The sequence below is a fragment of the Clostridioides sp. ES-S-0054-01 genome, assembly GCA_021561035.1.
GTDB lineage: Bacteria > Bacillota > Clostridia > Peptostreptococcales > Peptostreptococcaceae > Clostridioides.
In genome coordinates, this window is record CP067346.1 from 2,471,978 (window position 1) to 2,487,425 (window position 15,448).

A 15,448-nucleotide genomic window follows, 5' to 3' on the forward strand; every position below is an offset into this window, starting at 1 on the left:
GTTATAATAATTTTATTTTCAAATTAAGAAATAGTTATTAAATCTCCAATAGTTATGTTTGGATTTCCTATTTCCACATGTATTTCTCCTGGTAAGTTTACTTCACATTTTCCATCAAATTTGATTGTACAGTGCCCAATTTCTCTAAGGGTCTTCTGAGCAATATCACCAACTGAAACTATACAATAATCTCTATTTCCTATAGTAAGTGTATCCCCTATTTCAACATCACTTTTTAATTTTGATACTGAATGAATTACAGATATATCCTTTAAGTCTTCATCGTTAATTGTTTCGTCATATATAATAAGACAATTACTTTCATCTATTAACTCTTTAACTAAACTACCTATTCCACTTATCTTAACTTCATATTTCATGACATTCCTCCTGATAATTTATATTTATATTAAGTTAATTAAAAGAAACATTTATTTTTTCTTTTATAAATTCTATAGCTTGTACAATACTCTCTTCATCTTTAAATTTTTGCTCTGCACTATATATATCTAATCCTTCTATTTCTTCAATTTTTTTAAACTTAGCCATTACTGTACGCCCCTTTAAAATTTCTCCAAACTTTATAAATCCATCTAAATCTGAAGATATAATAGCTATACTTCCTTTAGAAAAATATCTTTTCTTTTTACCTGTAGAGACTATGTCACCCTTTTTTTTAGCTCTATTTAAGGTTTTAAAATACAATTTATTCTGCTTCATTATAAATATAGTATTTAGAATATAAGCAACAAATAAAATCAAAAGTATTTTCATATTTATACACCTTCCACAAATCATATTATTTTTAATTTTGCACAATAACTATAAATTCTGTACGATAGTTACATAAGGCTTTTAAGTAATACCTTTTTAAATTCTAAAAAACTTCTACATTTACTTATCTTATTTGTCAATTTTACATCTTGTCCTATCTTTAAAACTTCTTCATAAATTTTCACCAATAAGTCTGAATCCATTTTATTCTCACATGGGAACATTGTCATAAGAATTATTTTTATACTTCTATTTGCATATTCTATTGGTTCTTCTAAAATTCCGACTGCCATTAAAAATTTATCTGATTTTTCATTTACAGAATGGGGGAATAATAGACCCTTATCAAAGACTGTAGGAGATTTTTCTTCTCTATTGATTATATTTTTTCTAAACTTATCATCAATACATCCTAAAGCCATAAGATTATCCATCATTTTTTCTAATGAGCCAATTATAGTCTTTTCATTCAATATCATAAATTTATCTTCATCCAGTAAATTATTTATTAGTAAATTTGTAGAATTGGTAGTATCAATATTTCCTTCTCTCAAACACAACACTGTCTTTAATTGTTCTCTTAGTTTATTTTCATCAAAGATTGTATTTATTTTTAATACTATTGTGTTTATATTTGATGTGTCTAAATCAATAGTTGTAAAAACTATATCATATTCATCTAAATTAATATTTCTCAAATTAAAACTTGAAAGCGTATCAATTTTAGGATTATTTCCTATCAATTTTTCTACTCTTATTTTTAATAGTTTTGCTGTTCCTAGACCTGTACTACATATAATTGCGATTTTCTTTATTGAATAGAGCCTACTACTATTTCTTTCTAAATATCCACTGAAATGAATTGCTATATAACCAATCTCATCTTCTGAAACTTCTAAGTTATACTTATTTCCTATTACTCTTCCTGCTATTTGTGCTAATTTAAATGGAAGTATATAGTTTTGCTTAATCTCTTCTAGCAAAACATTCTTTAACTTTATATTAAATAATAGCCTGTTTAGAGTAAAACTAAGATGATATCCTAATCCTACTCTTAATTCATCTTCATTTATAGAAATTCCCATATCAACATATATTTGATTAAATATATTTTCCATCAACTCATCAATATTTTTGCTAATTCTGCTACTATTTAAAGCACATTCTGATGCTGGTGCATTTCCACTCACTAGTGGTATAGTTAAATAAATAATTTCTTCATCATTTAAAATACATTCAAACATTTCTGATATTATATGTTTTATTTCCCTAGCAATAAAGTATTCATCATATGATTTAAGTAAATCAAACTTTACATCATATTCTTTTACTTTCTTTGTTTCTTTTACTCTATAGACTAAAACTATTATGTAGTTAATAACCTCTCTTAACATTTCATCTGTAACATAAAAATTATTTTTTTTAAATAAAGTGAATAATTTTTCTTCTAAATTTATAATTTCTTCTTTTTTTATTCCTTTAAAATACTTTGAATTATTGAAATCCTTCCTTGAATTTTTATACAACTGATTTAATATAAAAAGCCTAATATCAAGTTCATTTCCATTCAATTTCATACCTGTATTCTGTTTTTTTATTAAGTTTAAATTATATGAAGCCAAAACTTTTTCTACATACTGGAAATCATTTACTAAAGTAGTTCTTCCTACGCACATCTCATCAGCCAAACTATCAAGTGTAATAAATCCATCTAGTTCTATCAAATAATTTAGTATAAACTCTACCCTATCTTCTTTTGAATTTAATGAAAATACATTTTTTCTATTCATATCAATAATATTATTGAGTATCTGCTCATCTTTTATTTCCAGTTTATAACCTTGACCCTTTATATATTTGACTACTGCTATATCACTACCTAAATCTTTATTCAATTGTTTTATATACGTCCTTACACTTCTAGTTGTGACATTCAATTCATTTGCTATTGAATTAATACTTACAAACTCTTTTTTACTACACATAATCAATATCTTAAATATCTTACGGTCAATAGAAGGAATTTTCTCAGTTACACTCATTTTGTATCTCCTCCTTGATTTCATTCTAGTACAAATTTGAAACTAAATTAATACATAAAATTTCACTTTAATAAAGGAAAATTTAGTATTAATCTAAATCGATAATTACAGCTAATTAATAGTATAAAAGCTAGTCTTTCATTAGCAAAAATCTTGACTAGCTTAAATTTATATTTACAATTTTATTAATTAATTTCAAACCTTATCTTGATATTAAATATTATCTCAATGCAAATACTGCAACTCCATATGCAATGATAACAGATATTGGTCCAGTTATTAAACGAGAGTAAAATAAAGCTGGAACACCATATTCCACAGTTTCTGGTTCTGCCTCTCCTAAACTTAGTCCTACTGGGACAAAATCACATCCAGCTTGTCCATTTATTGCAAATAAAGCTGGAAGTGCTAAATATGCTGGTATTGCACTAAGACCAATTTGTGTACCTACAAGAGTTCCTACCACTTGAGCTATAACTGCACCAGGTCCTAATATTGGTGATAAGAATGGAAGTGTGCAAATTATTGAGATAATTAATAATCCACCGATATTACCAGCAAGTGGAGATATGACTTTTGCAATCCAATCTCCCAATCCAGATGCTAAAATAATTCCCATAAGCATACTTACAAATGCCATAAATGGTATTACATTATTCATTACCATTTGAATAGTATCTCGACCTGCATCATAAAACTTTGATACTACTTGTCCTGCCCCTTGACCAATGGAAAGTATTATATTCTTTTTAGCGTATTCTCCCTGAGCTTTTGACTTAACCTCATCATAATTATCAGGCTTTCTAATAGAACTCTTATTTTCACTTTTATTTTCTTGAGATTTTTTTTGCATGTTTTCTCCATCTACAACACTTATGCAATTAGGAGTGACATCTGATACATAATATTCCTCTGTTATAAATTTTGCTAAAGGACCTGTTTTTCCAACTGGATTTACATTAATTGTAGGTTTTTTTTTCTTTGGATAAACTCCACATCTAGCAGTTCCACCACAATCAATAATAACTACTGCCACTTCTTCATCAGAAACTCCAGTTTTAAATCCATCTACAATTTCATAACCCAGTAGTTCTTTTATTTTTAATGTTACTTCATGGATACCACCAGCAGTCATTGATAGTATCTTATTTCTATTGCCTTCTTTTTTTATATACAAGGGACCTCCCCAACCTGAAGTTCCCTTTTCTATTTTTAATATTTTATTTTCTTCCATTTTATCTACCTCCTAAGCCTTATTTGTTACTTTATTTTTTCTTGTTAAAAAAGCATACATTTTTTCTGTTATTATACCTCTTATAAAAATTACAATTAGACCAACTATAAAATACCACAATGCCAGTGTAGTAGTTTCTTTACCCAAAGTAGTCAAACCTGCTGATATTCCCAACCATACAAAAAGTTCTCCTGCATTTGCATGTGGAAAAAGCCCTGTAATTGGATGTACAAATGAAACTGCTGCATCATAAAATCCTGCTTTATGTTCTTCTTTTAAAAATCTACCAAATGTATAACACATAGGATTTCCTAAGAAAAATACCGATACTAGTGGAAGTAGAATATATCTTGTAAAAGAATTTTTTCCTAGTTTAGAAGCCCAATTATTAACTCTTTCTTCACCAATTATCTTAATCAAAGAATTAATAGCTACCATTAATACAATTAGCGTTGGAAGAGTACCTGAAACAAGACCTACAAATTGTTCTCCCCCTTTCTGAAACAAACCAATAAACCACTCTGCACCTTTACTTAGACCTGTAATAACGTTTTCCATAAAATTATAACCTCCCTATAATATTTTTAAATTTTTAATTTTACTACTCACCATAAATTTTACAAATTACTTCTTTTTTCTGTACTATACGATATTATTATAAATGTTTTTTTATTAATATCATTTTAATATAATATTTTTGATAAATAAATACACCTTTTTTCAACTTTATAAAGGAAAAAATTGTACTAATTAGAATTTTCAGAAATATACAAATTTTATTTCGACTATAATTTAAATTCTTCTTAGAAATTTAAGAACTTATTTTTATTTCTTTTATTATTAAAATTATCTAAATCTGATAAAAATAAAAAAACAGATGCCCTTTTATAAGCATCTATTTTTTAATCAAATTATTTTTTAGTTTTCTTATAGATTATTTTATAGATATATAAGTATCAATTTATTTTTTTGAGCTTAGAAACCAAGTACCCATATATATTCATAAGTTTTATCTAAATTATCTAAGATACCACTTCTCATAACTATGAACTTCAATCCCTACTAAATGCTTCTGAAGATTCAAATCCACTACCAATAGCTATATCTATCACCTTTTTATCACTATACTAAAATATTATAGCTAATTCAATACGACAAATAAAAACTTTCAGATGATTTATATAGTCTAATTATTTAAAATGATTAAATACATTTTTTATTCAACAAAATCGAAAAAAATCAGACAGTACCTTTAATTGATTTTATGATTCGAACTGTTATCATTCATGATATTTTGTGCTACAAATTAAAGATAGTCTATACGCTACTCTTCTTTCATTTTTTTCAATAACTCTGGATTTTCAAATAAATTAAATCCTGTTAAAGCTAATATTTTTATACCATCAATTACTCTATCTTTTGCATATGAATTTATAGAAGCCTCTAAAAATTCTTTTGTATGTATTTCTTCTCCATTTTCAGAAAACTTCATCAAAGGATGTATACACGGTATTATTTGACTTAAATTTCCCATATCTGTTGAACCTAACATTACTTGCTCATCTTCATATATACTAAATTCTTCCATTACCTTTGTAAATATACCTGCCAAAACTTTATTTTCATTTAATCCTTGACAAGTTGGCTCAAAGTGATAAAACTCAAGCTCACATCCAGTGGCTATTGCAGCACCTCTAGCACAATTTTTCACTTTTTCTACTACTTCATCAAAGTAATCTTGTTCTTTTGCTCTTATCTCTAGTCTTACTTTTCCCATATCAGGTATTACGTTTGCAGCAGTACCTGCTTCTAGAATAATACCGTGTATTCTCGTTCCATCTACTAGCTGTTGTCTCAGTGCATTTATATTGTTATATAGTAGTACTACTGCATCTAGGGCATTTATTCCGTTATATGGCTTAGCTCCTGCATGAGATGCTTTTCCAGTAAATATGAAATCTAGACCTCCTATTGCTATAATTTCTGGTGTTACACAAGTTTTGGAATTTGGATGTATCATCATTGCTACATCATAGCCATCAAATACCCCATGTTCTATCAAGTAAGGCTTTCCATCTCCAGTTTCTTCAGCAGGTGTTCCGATTATACTTACTTCCCCTTTGTAAGTATCCAGTATACTTGAAAGAGCTATTCCAGCTCCAACTCCCATAGATGCTATTAAATGATGCCCACATGCATGACCATTACCTGGAAGAGCATCGTATTCTGCAATAAATGCTATTCTTGGACCATCGCCATTTTTCTTGGTTGCTTTAAAAGCTGTATCCATACCTGCCAATTTTTCCTCAACCTCAAAACCCTCTTCTCTTAAAAAATCTGCTATTTTTTTAGCAGATTTATATTCTTGTAAAGCAATTTCTGGTTCATCATATAAAGATTGACATAGCTCTAAAATTTTTTCTTTCTTTAAATCCGCTACTTGTATTATTTTTTCTTTCATATTAACCCTACCTCCCACTAAATTTATTTAGTAATTCTTATATCCTATATATAACTTTAATTTAACTCATGCTTATTCTCTTTTAGGCATCTATTTTCCCCAAATTCAGCATTTCTTACATCCAAATCTATAGGATTAAAAGTTCTATCGTTCCTTTTTATTCCATCTTTTTCTGTCTTAGATAATCATATCTAAACATAAATTTATAAACTTTTTAACAATGTGTGTTTGAGCAATAATCAAACAAGATAAATTGGAATACATATAATGAAAAGCCTGAAATTGTTACTATATAAATAGTACAATATATATTTGTTAACATATAATTAAATAATATCTAGTTAGATTTTAAATTTTCGTATTTATTATGAGGTATAAAATTGAGCACAACTACCATCTAGTTTTGAAATCCTTTTAAAATTTAAATTAAATAGGTTTATGTAAATATGCAAATAGATAATAATTGCTACTCAATTTTATACCTTCAGGGGTAACTTTATGCTAAAGCCTAGAAAACTTGATAACATTTTTATTTTTACACTTTATTATCTAAACATTATTATAAAACTTAATCTATTTATATTTTTCATGTTATCTATACAATCATATTCATCAAAATAAGTATTATATTTACATATACTTAATCTCCAAATTGAATATTTAAGCTTCTAATTTACTTGCTCTTCTCTTCTTAACCTTTAATATATATAAACAAGATAGTATCCCAATAACTAGAATTGCTATCTGGAATATAAATGTGTATGTGTAACCTTTATTACCATAAGTATCTATCCAATGTCCTATTAATGCAAATTGGAATACATCTGGTGAAAATCCTAAAGCTGCAGCTATACCTATAGTAGTTGCTGAATATTTAACTGGAACTTTTACTTCATCTTGGACTGCATAGTAAATACCTTTTCCCATGTAACCTAATATACCTACTACAAATGTTAGAGCTATGAATATAGTCATTGGAGTTGATGCAGGTAATACTAGGAATAAAACTATTACTGCTATACCAAATACATATATTGGTAAAAGTACTTTTGTAGGAGATTTTAATTTGTCTGCACAATATCCTCCAAATGGTGCTCCAAATAATTTTAGACCATGCTGTCTTATTATTGCTAATGCACCAGATAGTGCCACAGAACCTCCGAGTACTGATGTTATATATGGTGTAAAATAAGACATTGTAACTGTAAATGAATATACACAGAATATGCTTATACCTACTAGCCAAGTATTTAGTGATTTTAGTACTGTCATAAAATCACCAGCAGACATTTTTTCACTTGCTTCCTCTTTTTCTTCATTAGTATCTACATCTTTAATTACAAACCATAATACTGGACACATCGCTATTGATAATATTCCTAAAGATATCATTACCCATCTCATACCCAATGTTGGAGTTGCAAAGCATGTATAAATATATAAGAATATTGCTCCCATTACTACTCCAGAAACTCCAACCATAGCTTCATTAAATCCATAAACTTTACCTTGATTATCTTTTCCTATAACTCTAAGTATCTTTACCATAGAAGGATAGTTCATAACTAATGATGTGATTGCACAACCTACCCAAGTCACAACTGCAAATGGATAGTTCATATTAAATGCAAATAAAAATGATACTACTCCATTAAGAAACACAGAACCTAAAATTATCTTTCTATAATCAAATCTATCTGCTAGCCAACCTCCTATAGGAGCTCCAAATATATTTCCTAATCCATAAATTGTAAGTAAAAAACCAAGTTGAGTGTTTGTACATTCTAATGCTTTTAGGATTGGGTCATATAATGTATATTGGATAAATGGTATAATATAAACTAATTCCCAAGATATTGCTATAATAACAAGTTGAAATATTAACTTTCCAAACTTTATACCGTTTCCTTTTTCTCCCATATTCAAACCCTCACTTTTTATATTTATTCACAAGCATAATTGAGTTCTTTTTTTATAACTTCTGCAAGTATCTCAACACCTTTAACAATTTGTTCCTCTGACATTGTTGTATAGTTAAGTCTCATAGTATTTTTTGGACCATTATTTGCAAAGAAGGATTCTCCAGAGACATAAGCAACTCCAGCATCAATAGCTTTATCTAATAAATCATCTACATTTATGCTTTCAGGAAGTTCTACCCATATAAACATTCCTCCATCTGGCTCTGTATATTTAGCTTCCTCTGGGAAGTGTTTCTTCATAGCATCTAGCATCAATAAGCATCTCTTTTTATACTCTGCTCTTATTTTTTCTATATGTTCATTTAAGTTATATTTCTTCAAAAATTCTAGTACTTGTACTTGAGAAAATTGATTTGACTGTAAATCTACACCTTGTTTTAAAAGTTCTGCCTTATCTATGAGGTCTACATTACCGCACATCCAAGCAACTCTGAATCCTGGACACAATACCTTTGAAAATGACCCTAGATACAATACTTTATCTTTAGTATCAAGAGATTTAAGTGTAGGCAGAGGCTCTGGTGTAAATCTTATTTCTCCATAAGGATTATCTTCTATTACTATGACATCATATTTATTTACAACTTCCATAAAATTTTTTCTTCTTTGTAAAGACCATGTTTTTCCTGTAGGATTTTGAAATGTTGGTATTACATAGATTACTTTTATATCAGAATTTTCAGATAATATTTTTTCTAAATCATCTGTTACCATTCCTTCTTCGTCTGTATCTACCCCTAAAAAATCACATTCATAAGGTCTAAATGCATTTATTGCACCTAAGTAACTTGGATTCTCTGTAACTACTACATCCCCCTTTTCCAATAAAATCATAGCACTAAGAGCTATACCTTGTTGTGACCCAGTAGTTATTATGATATTTTCTGCTTTTGTATCAATATTTTCCTCTTCCTTCATTCTTTTTACTAGTAGCTCTAATAACTCATCTTCACCTTTAGTAGGTCCATACGCTAGGGCAAATTTTCCTCTTTCATTAAGTACTTTTTGAGTTATTTCACTTATCTCTTCTATTGGAAATAAATTTGGGTCAGGAAGCCCTGCAGCAAAAGATATAACCGTTCCACCACTTGCTACCTTCTGAGCTATTTTCTTTTGAGAATCTCTTATCGCTGAAGCTTTTACCATATCCATTCTTTTTGCATATTTCATAATACTTTATCCTCCTTAATAATAATTTCTTATTGTGATGCTAGGCACGCTAATGCTATTGAATTTATTTTAATTTCAGCTGTATCAGAACGTGAACCTAAAATTATTGGATTTGTTGCTCCTAAAACTATACCTGCCCACTTAGCTTTATTAAATCTAAGCCATGACTTTCCTAGTATATTTCCTGCTTCTATATTTGGAAATACTAGTAAGTCAACATCACCAGCAATATTACTTTTAATACCTTTATGTTCTGCTGCATGTGCATCAAATGCTACATCAAATGCTATTGGACCTTCCACTATACAATTTGGTATTTCTCCCGTTTTTTCCATTTCCACAAGTAGGTTTGCATCCACTGTAGATTGTATCTTAGGGTCTACCATTTCATTTGCAGTAAGTATTGCAGTTTTAGGATTTTCCATGCCTATACTTTTCATAGTAAGAAGTGCATTTATCATTATATCCTTTTTTTGATTTAAATTTGGTGATACATTTATTCCACTATCAGTACAATAAAGAAGTTTGTGATATTGAGGTAATTCATATACTGCAAGTAAACTCAATAATCTTCCCGTTCTAAGACCATTTTCTTTATTTAATATAGCTCTCATATAGACACTTGTATTTACTAATCCCTTCATAAGAACTTTAGCTTCCTTATTCTTAACCATTTCCACAGCTTTTTTAACTGATTCATAAGGATTTTGACACCCTATTATTTCATGACCTTTTAATCCGATTTCTCTCGATATATTTTCTATTTTATCTTTATCTCCTACAAGAATTGGCTTTATAATATTTAAATCTGTCGCTGATTTAACAGCCTTTAATACTTCTTTGTCTTCGGCAACAGCAACACTTACAATAACAGGTTCAAGCTTTTTAGCTTCTTCCAATAAATTGTTAAAATCTTTTAACATACTCTTTCTCCTAAATATTAATAAGTTTTTGCTATCTCTTCTCCATTAAGTACTCTAAGAGCTCCAAGAGCAAGTGCTTCCATTTCCATCTCTCCTGGTACTATCTCTATTGGAGCTAGATATGAAACTTTTTCTATGACTCCTTTAACTACCATTTCTGAATGAGATATCCCTCCTGTTAAAATAACTCTATCTACATTACCTGAAAGTGAAGCTCCATACATGGAAATTTCTTTTGCTACTTGATAAATAAATGCATCCATTATAAGTTTTGCCTTTTCATCACCATCCTTGATTCTGTTTTCAATTTCTATCATGTCTTTTGTACCTAAGTAGTCGTACATTCCTCCAATCGAGCTTACTTTTTCGACCATTTCATTATGAGTATATTTTCCAGAGTAACACAATTCTATAAGAGGATATGCAAGCAATCCACCACTTCTTTCTGGAGAAAATGGACCATCAGACCTTCCACCACTTCCATCAATCATTTTGCCTTGTTTATGTGCTACAATCGATATTCCTGAACCTAAATGAGCTACAATAAAGTTATAATCCTCGTATTTTCCACCTAGTTTTTGTGCAATTTTTCTTGAAACAGCCTTATGATTTAATGCATGTAACCAGCTAGCTTTTTCTATATCTGATATTCCTGTAACTCTTGATACATCATCAAATTCATCTACAGAAACTGGGTCTACTACAAATGATTGTACTCCTATTTCGTCAGCTATAGTTTTAGCTAATAATGCCCCTAAATTTGATGCATGTTCTCCATTTATTTCATTTCTCATATCCTCAATCATTTCTTCACTCACAGCATAAGTTCCACCTTTTATAGCTTTCATAAGTCCACCACGACCAACTACTGCATCAAAAGAATTTATACTATGATTCTCACTACTTAAAATATCCACTATTAATTGTTTTCTATAGCCATATTCATCAAATACTTTAGCAAAGCTTTTTAAATCTTCTCTTGTATGAGTTATATTTTTTTTCAAAACTTCATTTTTATCTTGAAAAACAGAAATCTTTGTAGATGTACCACCAGGATTTATTACTAGAATTTTCAATTTAACCCCCCCTAGTTTTACTATATAGAACATCGTTCTTATATTTTAATCCAAAACCATTGTTCTGTTATACAGAACGACGTTCTATATTTTATTAATTAAATACTAACACATAAAAATAAGTATTTCAATAAATATTTAAAATATTCATTTATAGTCGTATCCAGCTTCAAATGCTTCTACATTTTTGGCATTAAACTTGCCTTTCCCTTGATTTTCAAAGTACTCACACATGCCACTTTCAAATTCTTCTTTTGTAAATAAATCTAAATTCTTTACCATAGCACCTAGCATACAAATATTAGCAGCTTTTTCATTGCCTAAATTTTGTGCTATTTCAGTAACAGGTACTCTTATAACATTAATATCTTCTCTGTATTTTTTATCCTTACTTACTAGTGAGTCATTGACAAACATATAACCATTTGTTTTAATTAAACTTTCATACTTATCTACTGATACACTATTCATTCCCAATAATATATCTGGATTTTTTACACAAGGATTTGCAATTTTTTCATCACTTACAACAACATTACAGTTTGCACTTCCACCTCTCATCTCGTTTCCATAAGATGGAAACCACGTAATTTTTTTTTCTGCCTTATATGCAACATACATTATAATCTTTCCTGCTGTAAGAACTCCCTGTCCTCCAAAACCAGCACATATAATTTCTTTCAACATATCATTTCCTCCCTAACCAATAAATTCTCCAAGTGGATACTTTGGAACAAGTTCATTTTCAATTCTCTTCATAGCATCTACTGGCTTTAGTCCCCAGTTTGTTGGACATGGTACAAGCACTTCTATTAAGCAAAACCCTTTTTTTTCTTTTTGTTTTTCTAGTGCTTTTTTGATGTACCTTTTTGTTGTATTTATTTCTTTAGGGTTAGTTATTGTTCCTCTTGCTAGATATGCTATATCTAAATTTCCCATAACTTTTACAACATCAAATGTTGAACCGTGTTCTGCGTAATTTCTACCTGATGGAGTAGAAGCTGTGTATTGACCCTCTACAGTAGTTGGAGCCATTTGACCTCCTGTCATTGCAAACATGTTATTGTTCATAACAAGAAAGATTACATTATCATTTCTAGTAGCAGCTGACATAGTTTCTCCAAGCCCTATTGCATAAGCTCCACCATCTCCAGCTATTGTAAATATATACTTATCTGGTCTAACTCTTTTCATAGCTGCCATTGCTGCACCCATTTTACCATGAGGAGGGACGACAACATCTACATTCATACTAAATTGAAACATATGATTACATCCTATATCCGAACATATAATTGTATCTTTACATATATCCATTTCTGTTAATACTTCTCCAATAATTCTATCTACTATAGAATGACCACAGCCTCCACAGAACATATTTTCACACATCATTATTGCTGGTGCTTTTTTAGCCATAATTAAAATACCTCCTCTTGCTTAGCTTTTCCATCTATAATCTGTTGAGCAAAATCTATTAATTGATTTACTTCTGCCATATATTGAGCTGTTGCTACTGAATATACTGGAAATCTATTATCACATGCTATAATTACATCTTCCTTCATTTGTGCCATCATATTCATTTCAACTGTTACAAGTCCCTTCAATGAATTACTTAATTTCTTAAATGCTTTTCTTGGATAAGGCCACAATGTTTTTGGTCTTATTAATCCTAATTTTATTCCTTTTACTCTAGCATCTCTAACTGCACCTTCTGCTATTCTCGATGAAATGCCGTATGCCACAAATACTACTTCGGCATCTTCTATTTCTATCTCTTCCCATCTTTGTTCATTTTCTTGAACTTTTCTCATTTTTTCTATATAGCCTTTTTGCCATGTATCTTGGTCTTCAAAATATGTTATATCAGTTATGACTTTATTTTTTTCTCCTACAGGTGTTCCTTTAGCAGCCCATGGAGCCTTATCCATATCGTATTCTTTCATAGGTGGTGCTATACAAGGCTCTACCATTTGACCTATTGTAGCATCAGAAAGTATAAGTACCGGATGCATATATTTTTCAGCTAATTCAAAAGACTCATATGCCATATCCATATTTTCTTGAACACTATTAGGTGCCAATACTATTAAATGATAATCTCCATTTCCCCCACCTTTTACTGCCTGCCAATAGTTATCTTGACCAGCTCCTATAAATCCATCACCTATACCATATCTTTGTACACATGCTACAACTGCTGGTAAACCAGCTGATACCCAATATGCAATGCCTTCTTGTTTTAATGAAAATCCTGGACCAGATGAAGAAGTCATAGCTCTTGCTCCAAGTGCACTTGCTCCCATAACCATATTTACACTAGCTATTTCTGATTCACCTTGGATAAATACTCCTCCAACTTCTTTTTGTCTCCATGCCATCATTTCTAATATTTCTGATTGTGGTGTTATTGGATAGCCTGCATAAAATCTACATCCACCACGTATAGCACCTTCTGCTAAAGCTTCATTTCCTTTAATCAATAAACTTTGCATACTTTTCCTCCCTCTAATAAAAATAATTTATAATATCTCAAATACTAAATCAGGACACATTGTATAACAAGCGCCACATTGAATACACTTTTCTTCATCGACTTTAATAGTTACAAAGCCTTTTTTATTTGTGTAATCAGAAAGACTTATTGCATCTTTTTTGCAAGCTTCAATACAAAGATAACATCCCTTACATCTTTCAACACTCAACTTGACTTTTTCCATTTCTCAAATCTCCCCTTTAATGTAATATTTTTTACTTAATTTTAAATATATAATATTTATATTTTGTATAAACACTATATATGCCTCAATTTTGTTCTATTGTTTAGAACTTTGTTCTATTTTATACCACTTAATTAGAAGATAACACATTCGCTTATATATTTCAATAATATTTTAAATTTTAAAAATATTTAATTTTAGATTAAATAAAAAGGGGCTATATTTAAATTGTTATTTGTAAGTAACAATTTGAATATAGCCTATTTTTATTATGCAGATTAAAAAATCATCTAAAAAGTTCAGATATACTTTTTGCAGTTTCTATAACTCTTTTAATTTTATACTCAAAGTCCCCTTCTCTCATTCTTATAGTCGGACCTGATAGACTTATTGCTGCAATAGCTTTATTGTTTTTATCTAAGATAGGTGCTCCAATACAAGTTAGTCCATGTTCTAGTTCTTCATCATCTATGGCATATCCTTGTTCTTTTATTTTTGCTAAAAAAAGCATCATATCATCCCAATTATCAATTGTATGTTCTGTATACTTGTGTATTGGTGTCTTTCTATATTTTTCAAAGTCTATAGAATCATTAAATGCCATAAGACACTTTCCAACTGCTGAACAATAACATTCACTACTTGAGCCAACTGATGGATTTACTGAGAGTAGTTGATTTGAACCATATTCTTTATGTATTATGATACTTCTTGGAGAATCTTGAGCTCTTTCTTCTAATATAGACACATTAACTACTTCGTTAAATTCTTGATTTAATTTTTTCGTATATGGTTTTACTATTTCAGTCAATGACATTTTTTCTCCCACAACCATACCTATTGCATATAAATTTATTCCTAGCCAATACTTACCATTCTCTGTGTTTTGTATAACAAAGCCTTTGTTTTCAAGAGTGACCAAAGTTCTATGAACAGTACTTTTATATACTCCCATAGCCTTACTTATTTCAGTTATTCCCATTTCTCTCTTTTCATGATATAATAACAAAATTATGTCTAGGGCTCTATCTAATGCATTTATTATTTCTCCCATATACAAAAA

Annotated in this window: 15 protein-coding genes; all 15 read right to left on the minus strand. The window is 29.5% G+C overall.

What is annotated here, in order from left to right:
• Nucleotides 1-23: 23 nt before the first annotated feature.
• Nucleotides 24-380: a PTS glucitol/sorbitol transporter subunit IIA gene (locus JJC02_11680; GenBank protein ID UDN53563.1), complete on the minus strand. Its 357-nt coding sequence runs from the start codon at nucleotides 378-380 to the stop codon at nucleotides 24-26.
• A gap of 34 nt (nucleotides 381-414) precedes the next feature.
• Nucleotides 415-774: a hypothetical protein gene (locus JJC02_11685; GenBank protein ID UDN53564.1), complete on the minus strand. Its 360-nt coding sequence runs from the start codon at nucleotides 772-774 to the stop codon at nucleotides 415-417.
• A gap of 68 nt (nucleotides 775-842) precedes the next feature.
• On the minus strand, nucleotides 843-2,816 hold the full coding sequence (locus tag JJC02_11690) for a BglG family transcription antiterminator (GenBank protein ID UDN53565.1): 1,974 nt from the start codon (nucleotides 2,814-2,816) through the stop codon (nucleotides 843-845).
• Nucleotides 2,817-3,036: 220 nt separating this feature from the next.
• Nucleotides 3,037-4,050, minus strand: coding sequence for a PTS glucitol/sorbitol transporter subunit IIB (locus JJC02_11695; protein UDN53566.1), 1,014 nt, complete (start codon nucleotides 4,048-4,050; stop codon nucleotides 3,037-3,039).
• Nucleotides 4,051-4,062: 12 nt separating this feature from the next.
• Nucleotides 4,063-4,608, minus strand: a complete 546-nt coding sequence (locus tag JJC02_11700) for a PTS glucitol/sorbitol transporter subunit IIC (GenBank protein ID UDN53567.1) — start codon at nucleotides 4,606-4,608, stop codon at nucleotides 4,063-4,065.
• A gap of 766 nt (nucleotides 4,609-5,374) precedes the next feature.
• Complete coding sequence (locus JJC02_11705; protein UDN53568.1) at nucleotides 5,375-6,511, minus strand: M20 family metallopeptidase; 1,137 nt, start codon at nucleotides 6,509-6,511, stop codon at nucleotides 5,375-5,377.
• A gap of 660 nt (nucleotides 6,512-7,171) precedes the next feature.
• Entirely contained in the window at nucleotides 7,172-8,431 is a 1,260-nt protein-coding gene (locus JJC02_11710; protein ID UDN53569.1) for an MFS transporter, read from the minus strand.
• 23 nt (nucleotides 8,432-8,454) lie between these two features.
• Entirely contained in the window at nucleotides 8,455-9,663 is a 1,209-nt protein-coding gene (locus JJC02_11715; protein ID UDN53570.1) for a PLP-dependent aminotransferase family protein, read from the minus strand.
• 29 nt (nucleotides 9,664-9,692) lie between these two features.
• On the minus strand, nucleotides 9,693-10,586 hold the full coding sequence (locus tag JJC02_11720; GenBank protein ID UDN53571.1) for a bifunctional enoyl-CoA hydratase/phosphate acetyltransferase: 894 nt from the start codon (nucleotides 10,584-10,586) through the stop codon (nucleotides 9,693-9,695).
• 17 nt (nucleotides 10,587-10,603) lie between these two features.
• Nucleotides 10,604-11,662, minus strand: a complete 1,059-nt coding sequence (gene buk / locus JJC02_11725) for a butyrate kinase (protein UDN53572.1) — start codon at nucleotides 11,660-11,662, stop codon at nucleotides 10,604-10,606.
• Nucleotides 11,663-11,809: 147 nt separating this feature from the next.
• On the minus strand, nucleotides 11,810-12,349 hold the full coding sequence (locus JJC02_11730; protein UDN53573.1) for a 2-oxoacid:acceptor oxidoreductase family protein: 540 nt from the start codon (nucleotides 12,347-12,349) through the stop codon (nucleotides 11,810-11,812).
• Between the two features lie 12 nt (nucleotides 12,350-12,361).
• Entirely contained in the window at nucleotides 12,362-13,081 is a 720-nt protein-coding gene (locus JJC02_11735; GenBank protein ID UDN53574.1) for a 2-oxoglutarate oxidoreductase, read from the minus strand.
• 2 nt (nucleotides 13,082-13,083) lie between these two features.
• A complete protein-coding gene (gene vorB / locus JJC02_11740; GenBank protein UDN53575.1) occupies nucleotides 13,084-14,160 on the minus strand; it encodes a 3-methyl-2-oxobutanoate dehydrogenase subunit VorB in 1,077 nt (358 codons plus the stop codon).
• A gap of 27 nt (nucleotides 14,161-14,187) precedes the next feature.
• On the minus strand, nucleotides 14,188-14,385 hold the full coding sequence (locus tag JJC02_11745) for a 4Fe-4S binding protein (protein ID UDN53576.1): 198 nt from the start codon (nucleotides 14,383-14,385) through the stop codon (nucleotides 14,188-14,190).
• 286 nt (nucleotides 14,386-14,671) lie between these two features.
• On the minus strand, nucleotides 14,672-15,439 hold the full coding sequence (locus JJC02_11750; protein ID UDN53577.1) for an IclR family transcriptional regulator: 768 nt from the start codon (nucleotides 15,437-15,439) through the stop codon (nucleotides 14,672-14,674).
• Nucleotides 15,440-15,448: the final 9 nt, after the last annotated feature.

What these genes read in the sequence shown, in the direction of transcription:
- JJC02_11680 (UDN53563.1), bottom strand. Translation starts at nt 380, where the DNA reads ATGAAATATGAAGTTAAGATAAGTGGAATAGGTAGTTTAGTTAAAGAG.
- JJC02_11685 (UDN53564.1), bottom strand. Translation starts at nt 774, where the DNA reads ATGAAAATACTTTTGATTTTATTTGTTGCTTATATTCTAAATACTATA.
- JJC02_11690 (UDN53565.1), bottom strand. Translation starts at nt 2,816, where the DNA reads ATGAGTGTAACTGAGAAAATTCCTTCTATTGACCGTAAGATATTTAAG.
- JJC02_11695 (UDN53566.1), bottom strand. Translation starts at nt 4,050, where the DNA reads ATGGAAGAAAATAAAATATTAAAAATAGAAAAGGGAACTTCAGGTTGG.
- JJC02_11700 (UDN53567.1), bottom strand. Translation starts at nt 4,608, where the DNA reads ATGGAAAACGTTATTACAGGTCTAAGTAAAGGTGCAGAGTGGTTTATT.
- JJC02_11705 (UDN53568.1), bottom strand. Translation starts at nt 6,511, where the DNA reads ATGAAAGAAAAAATAATACAAGTAGCGGATTTAAAGAAAGAAAAAATT.
- JJC02_11710 (UDN53569.1), bottom strand. Translation starts at nt 8,431, where the DNA reads ATGGGAGAAAAAGGAAACGGTATAAAGTTTGGAAAGTTAATATTTCAA.
- JJC02_11715 (UDN53570.1), bottom strand. Translation starts at nt 9,663, where the DNA reads ATGAAATATGCAAAAAGAATGGATATGGTAAAAGCTTCAGCGATAAGA.
- JJC02_11720 (UDN53571.1), bottom strand. Translation starts at nt 10,586, where the DNA reads ATGTTAAAAGATTTTAACAATTTATTGGAAGAAGCTAAAAAGCTTGAA.
- JJC02_11730 (UDN53573.1), bottom strand. Translation starts at nt 12,349, where the DNA reads ATGTTGAAAGAAATTATATGTGCTGGTTTTGGAGGACAGGGAGTTCTT.
- JJC02_11735 (UDN53574.1), bottom strand. Translation starts at nt 13,081, where the DNA reads ATGGCTAAAAAAGCACCAGCAATAATGATGTGTGAAAATATGTTCTGT.
- vorB (UDN53575.1), bottom strand. Translation starts at nt 14,160, where the DNA reads ATGCAAAGTTTATTGATTAAAGGAAATGAAGCTTTAGCAGAAGGTGCT.
- JJC02_11745 (UDN53576.1), bottom strand. Translation starts at nt 14,385, where the DNA reads ATGGAAAAAGTCAAGTTGAGTGTTGAAAGATGTAAGGGATGTTATCTT.
- JJC02_11750 (UDN53577.1), bottom strand. Translation starts at nt 15,439, where the DNA reads ATGGGAGAAATAATAAATGCATTAGATAGAGCCCTAGACATAATTTTG.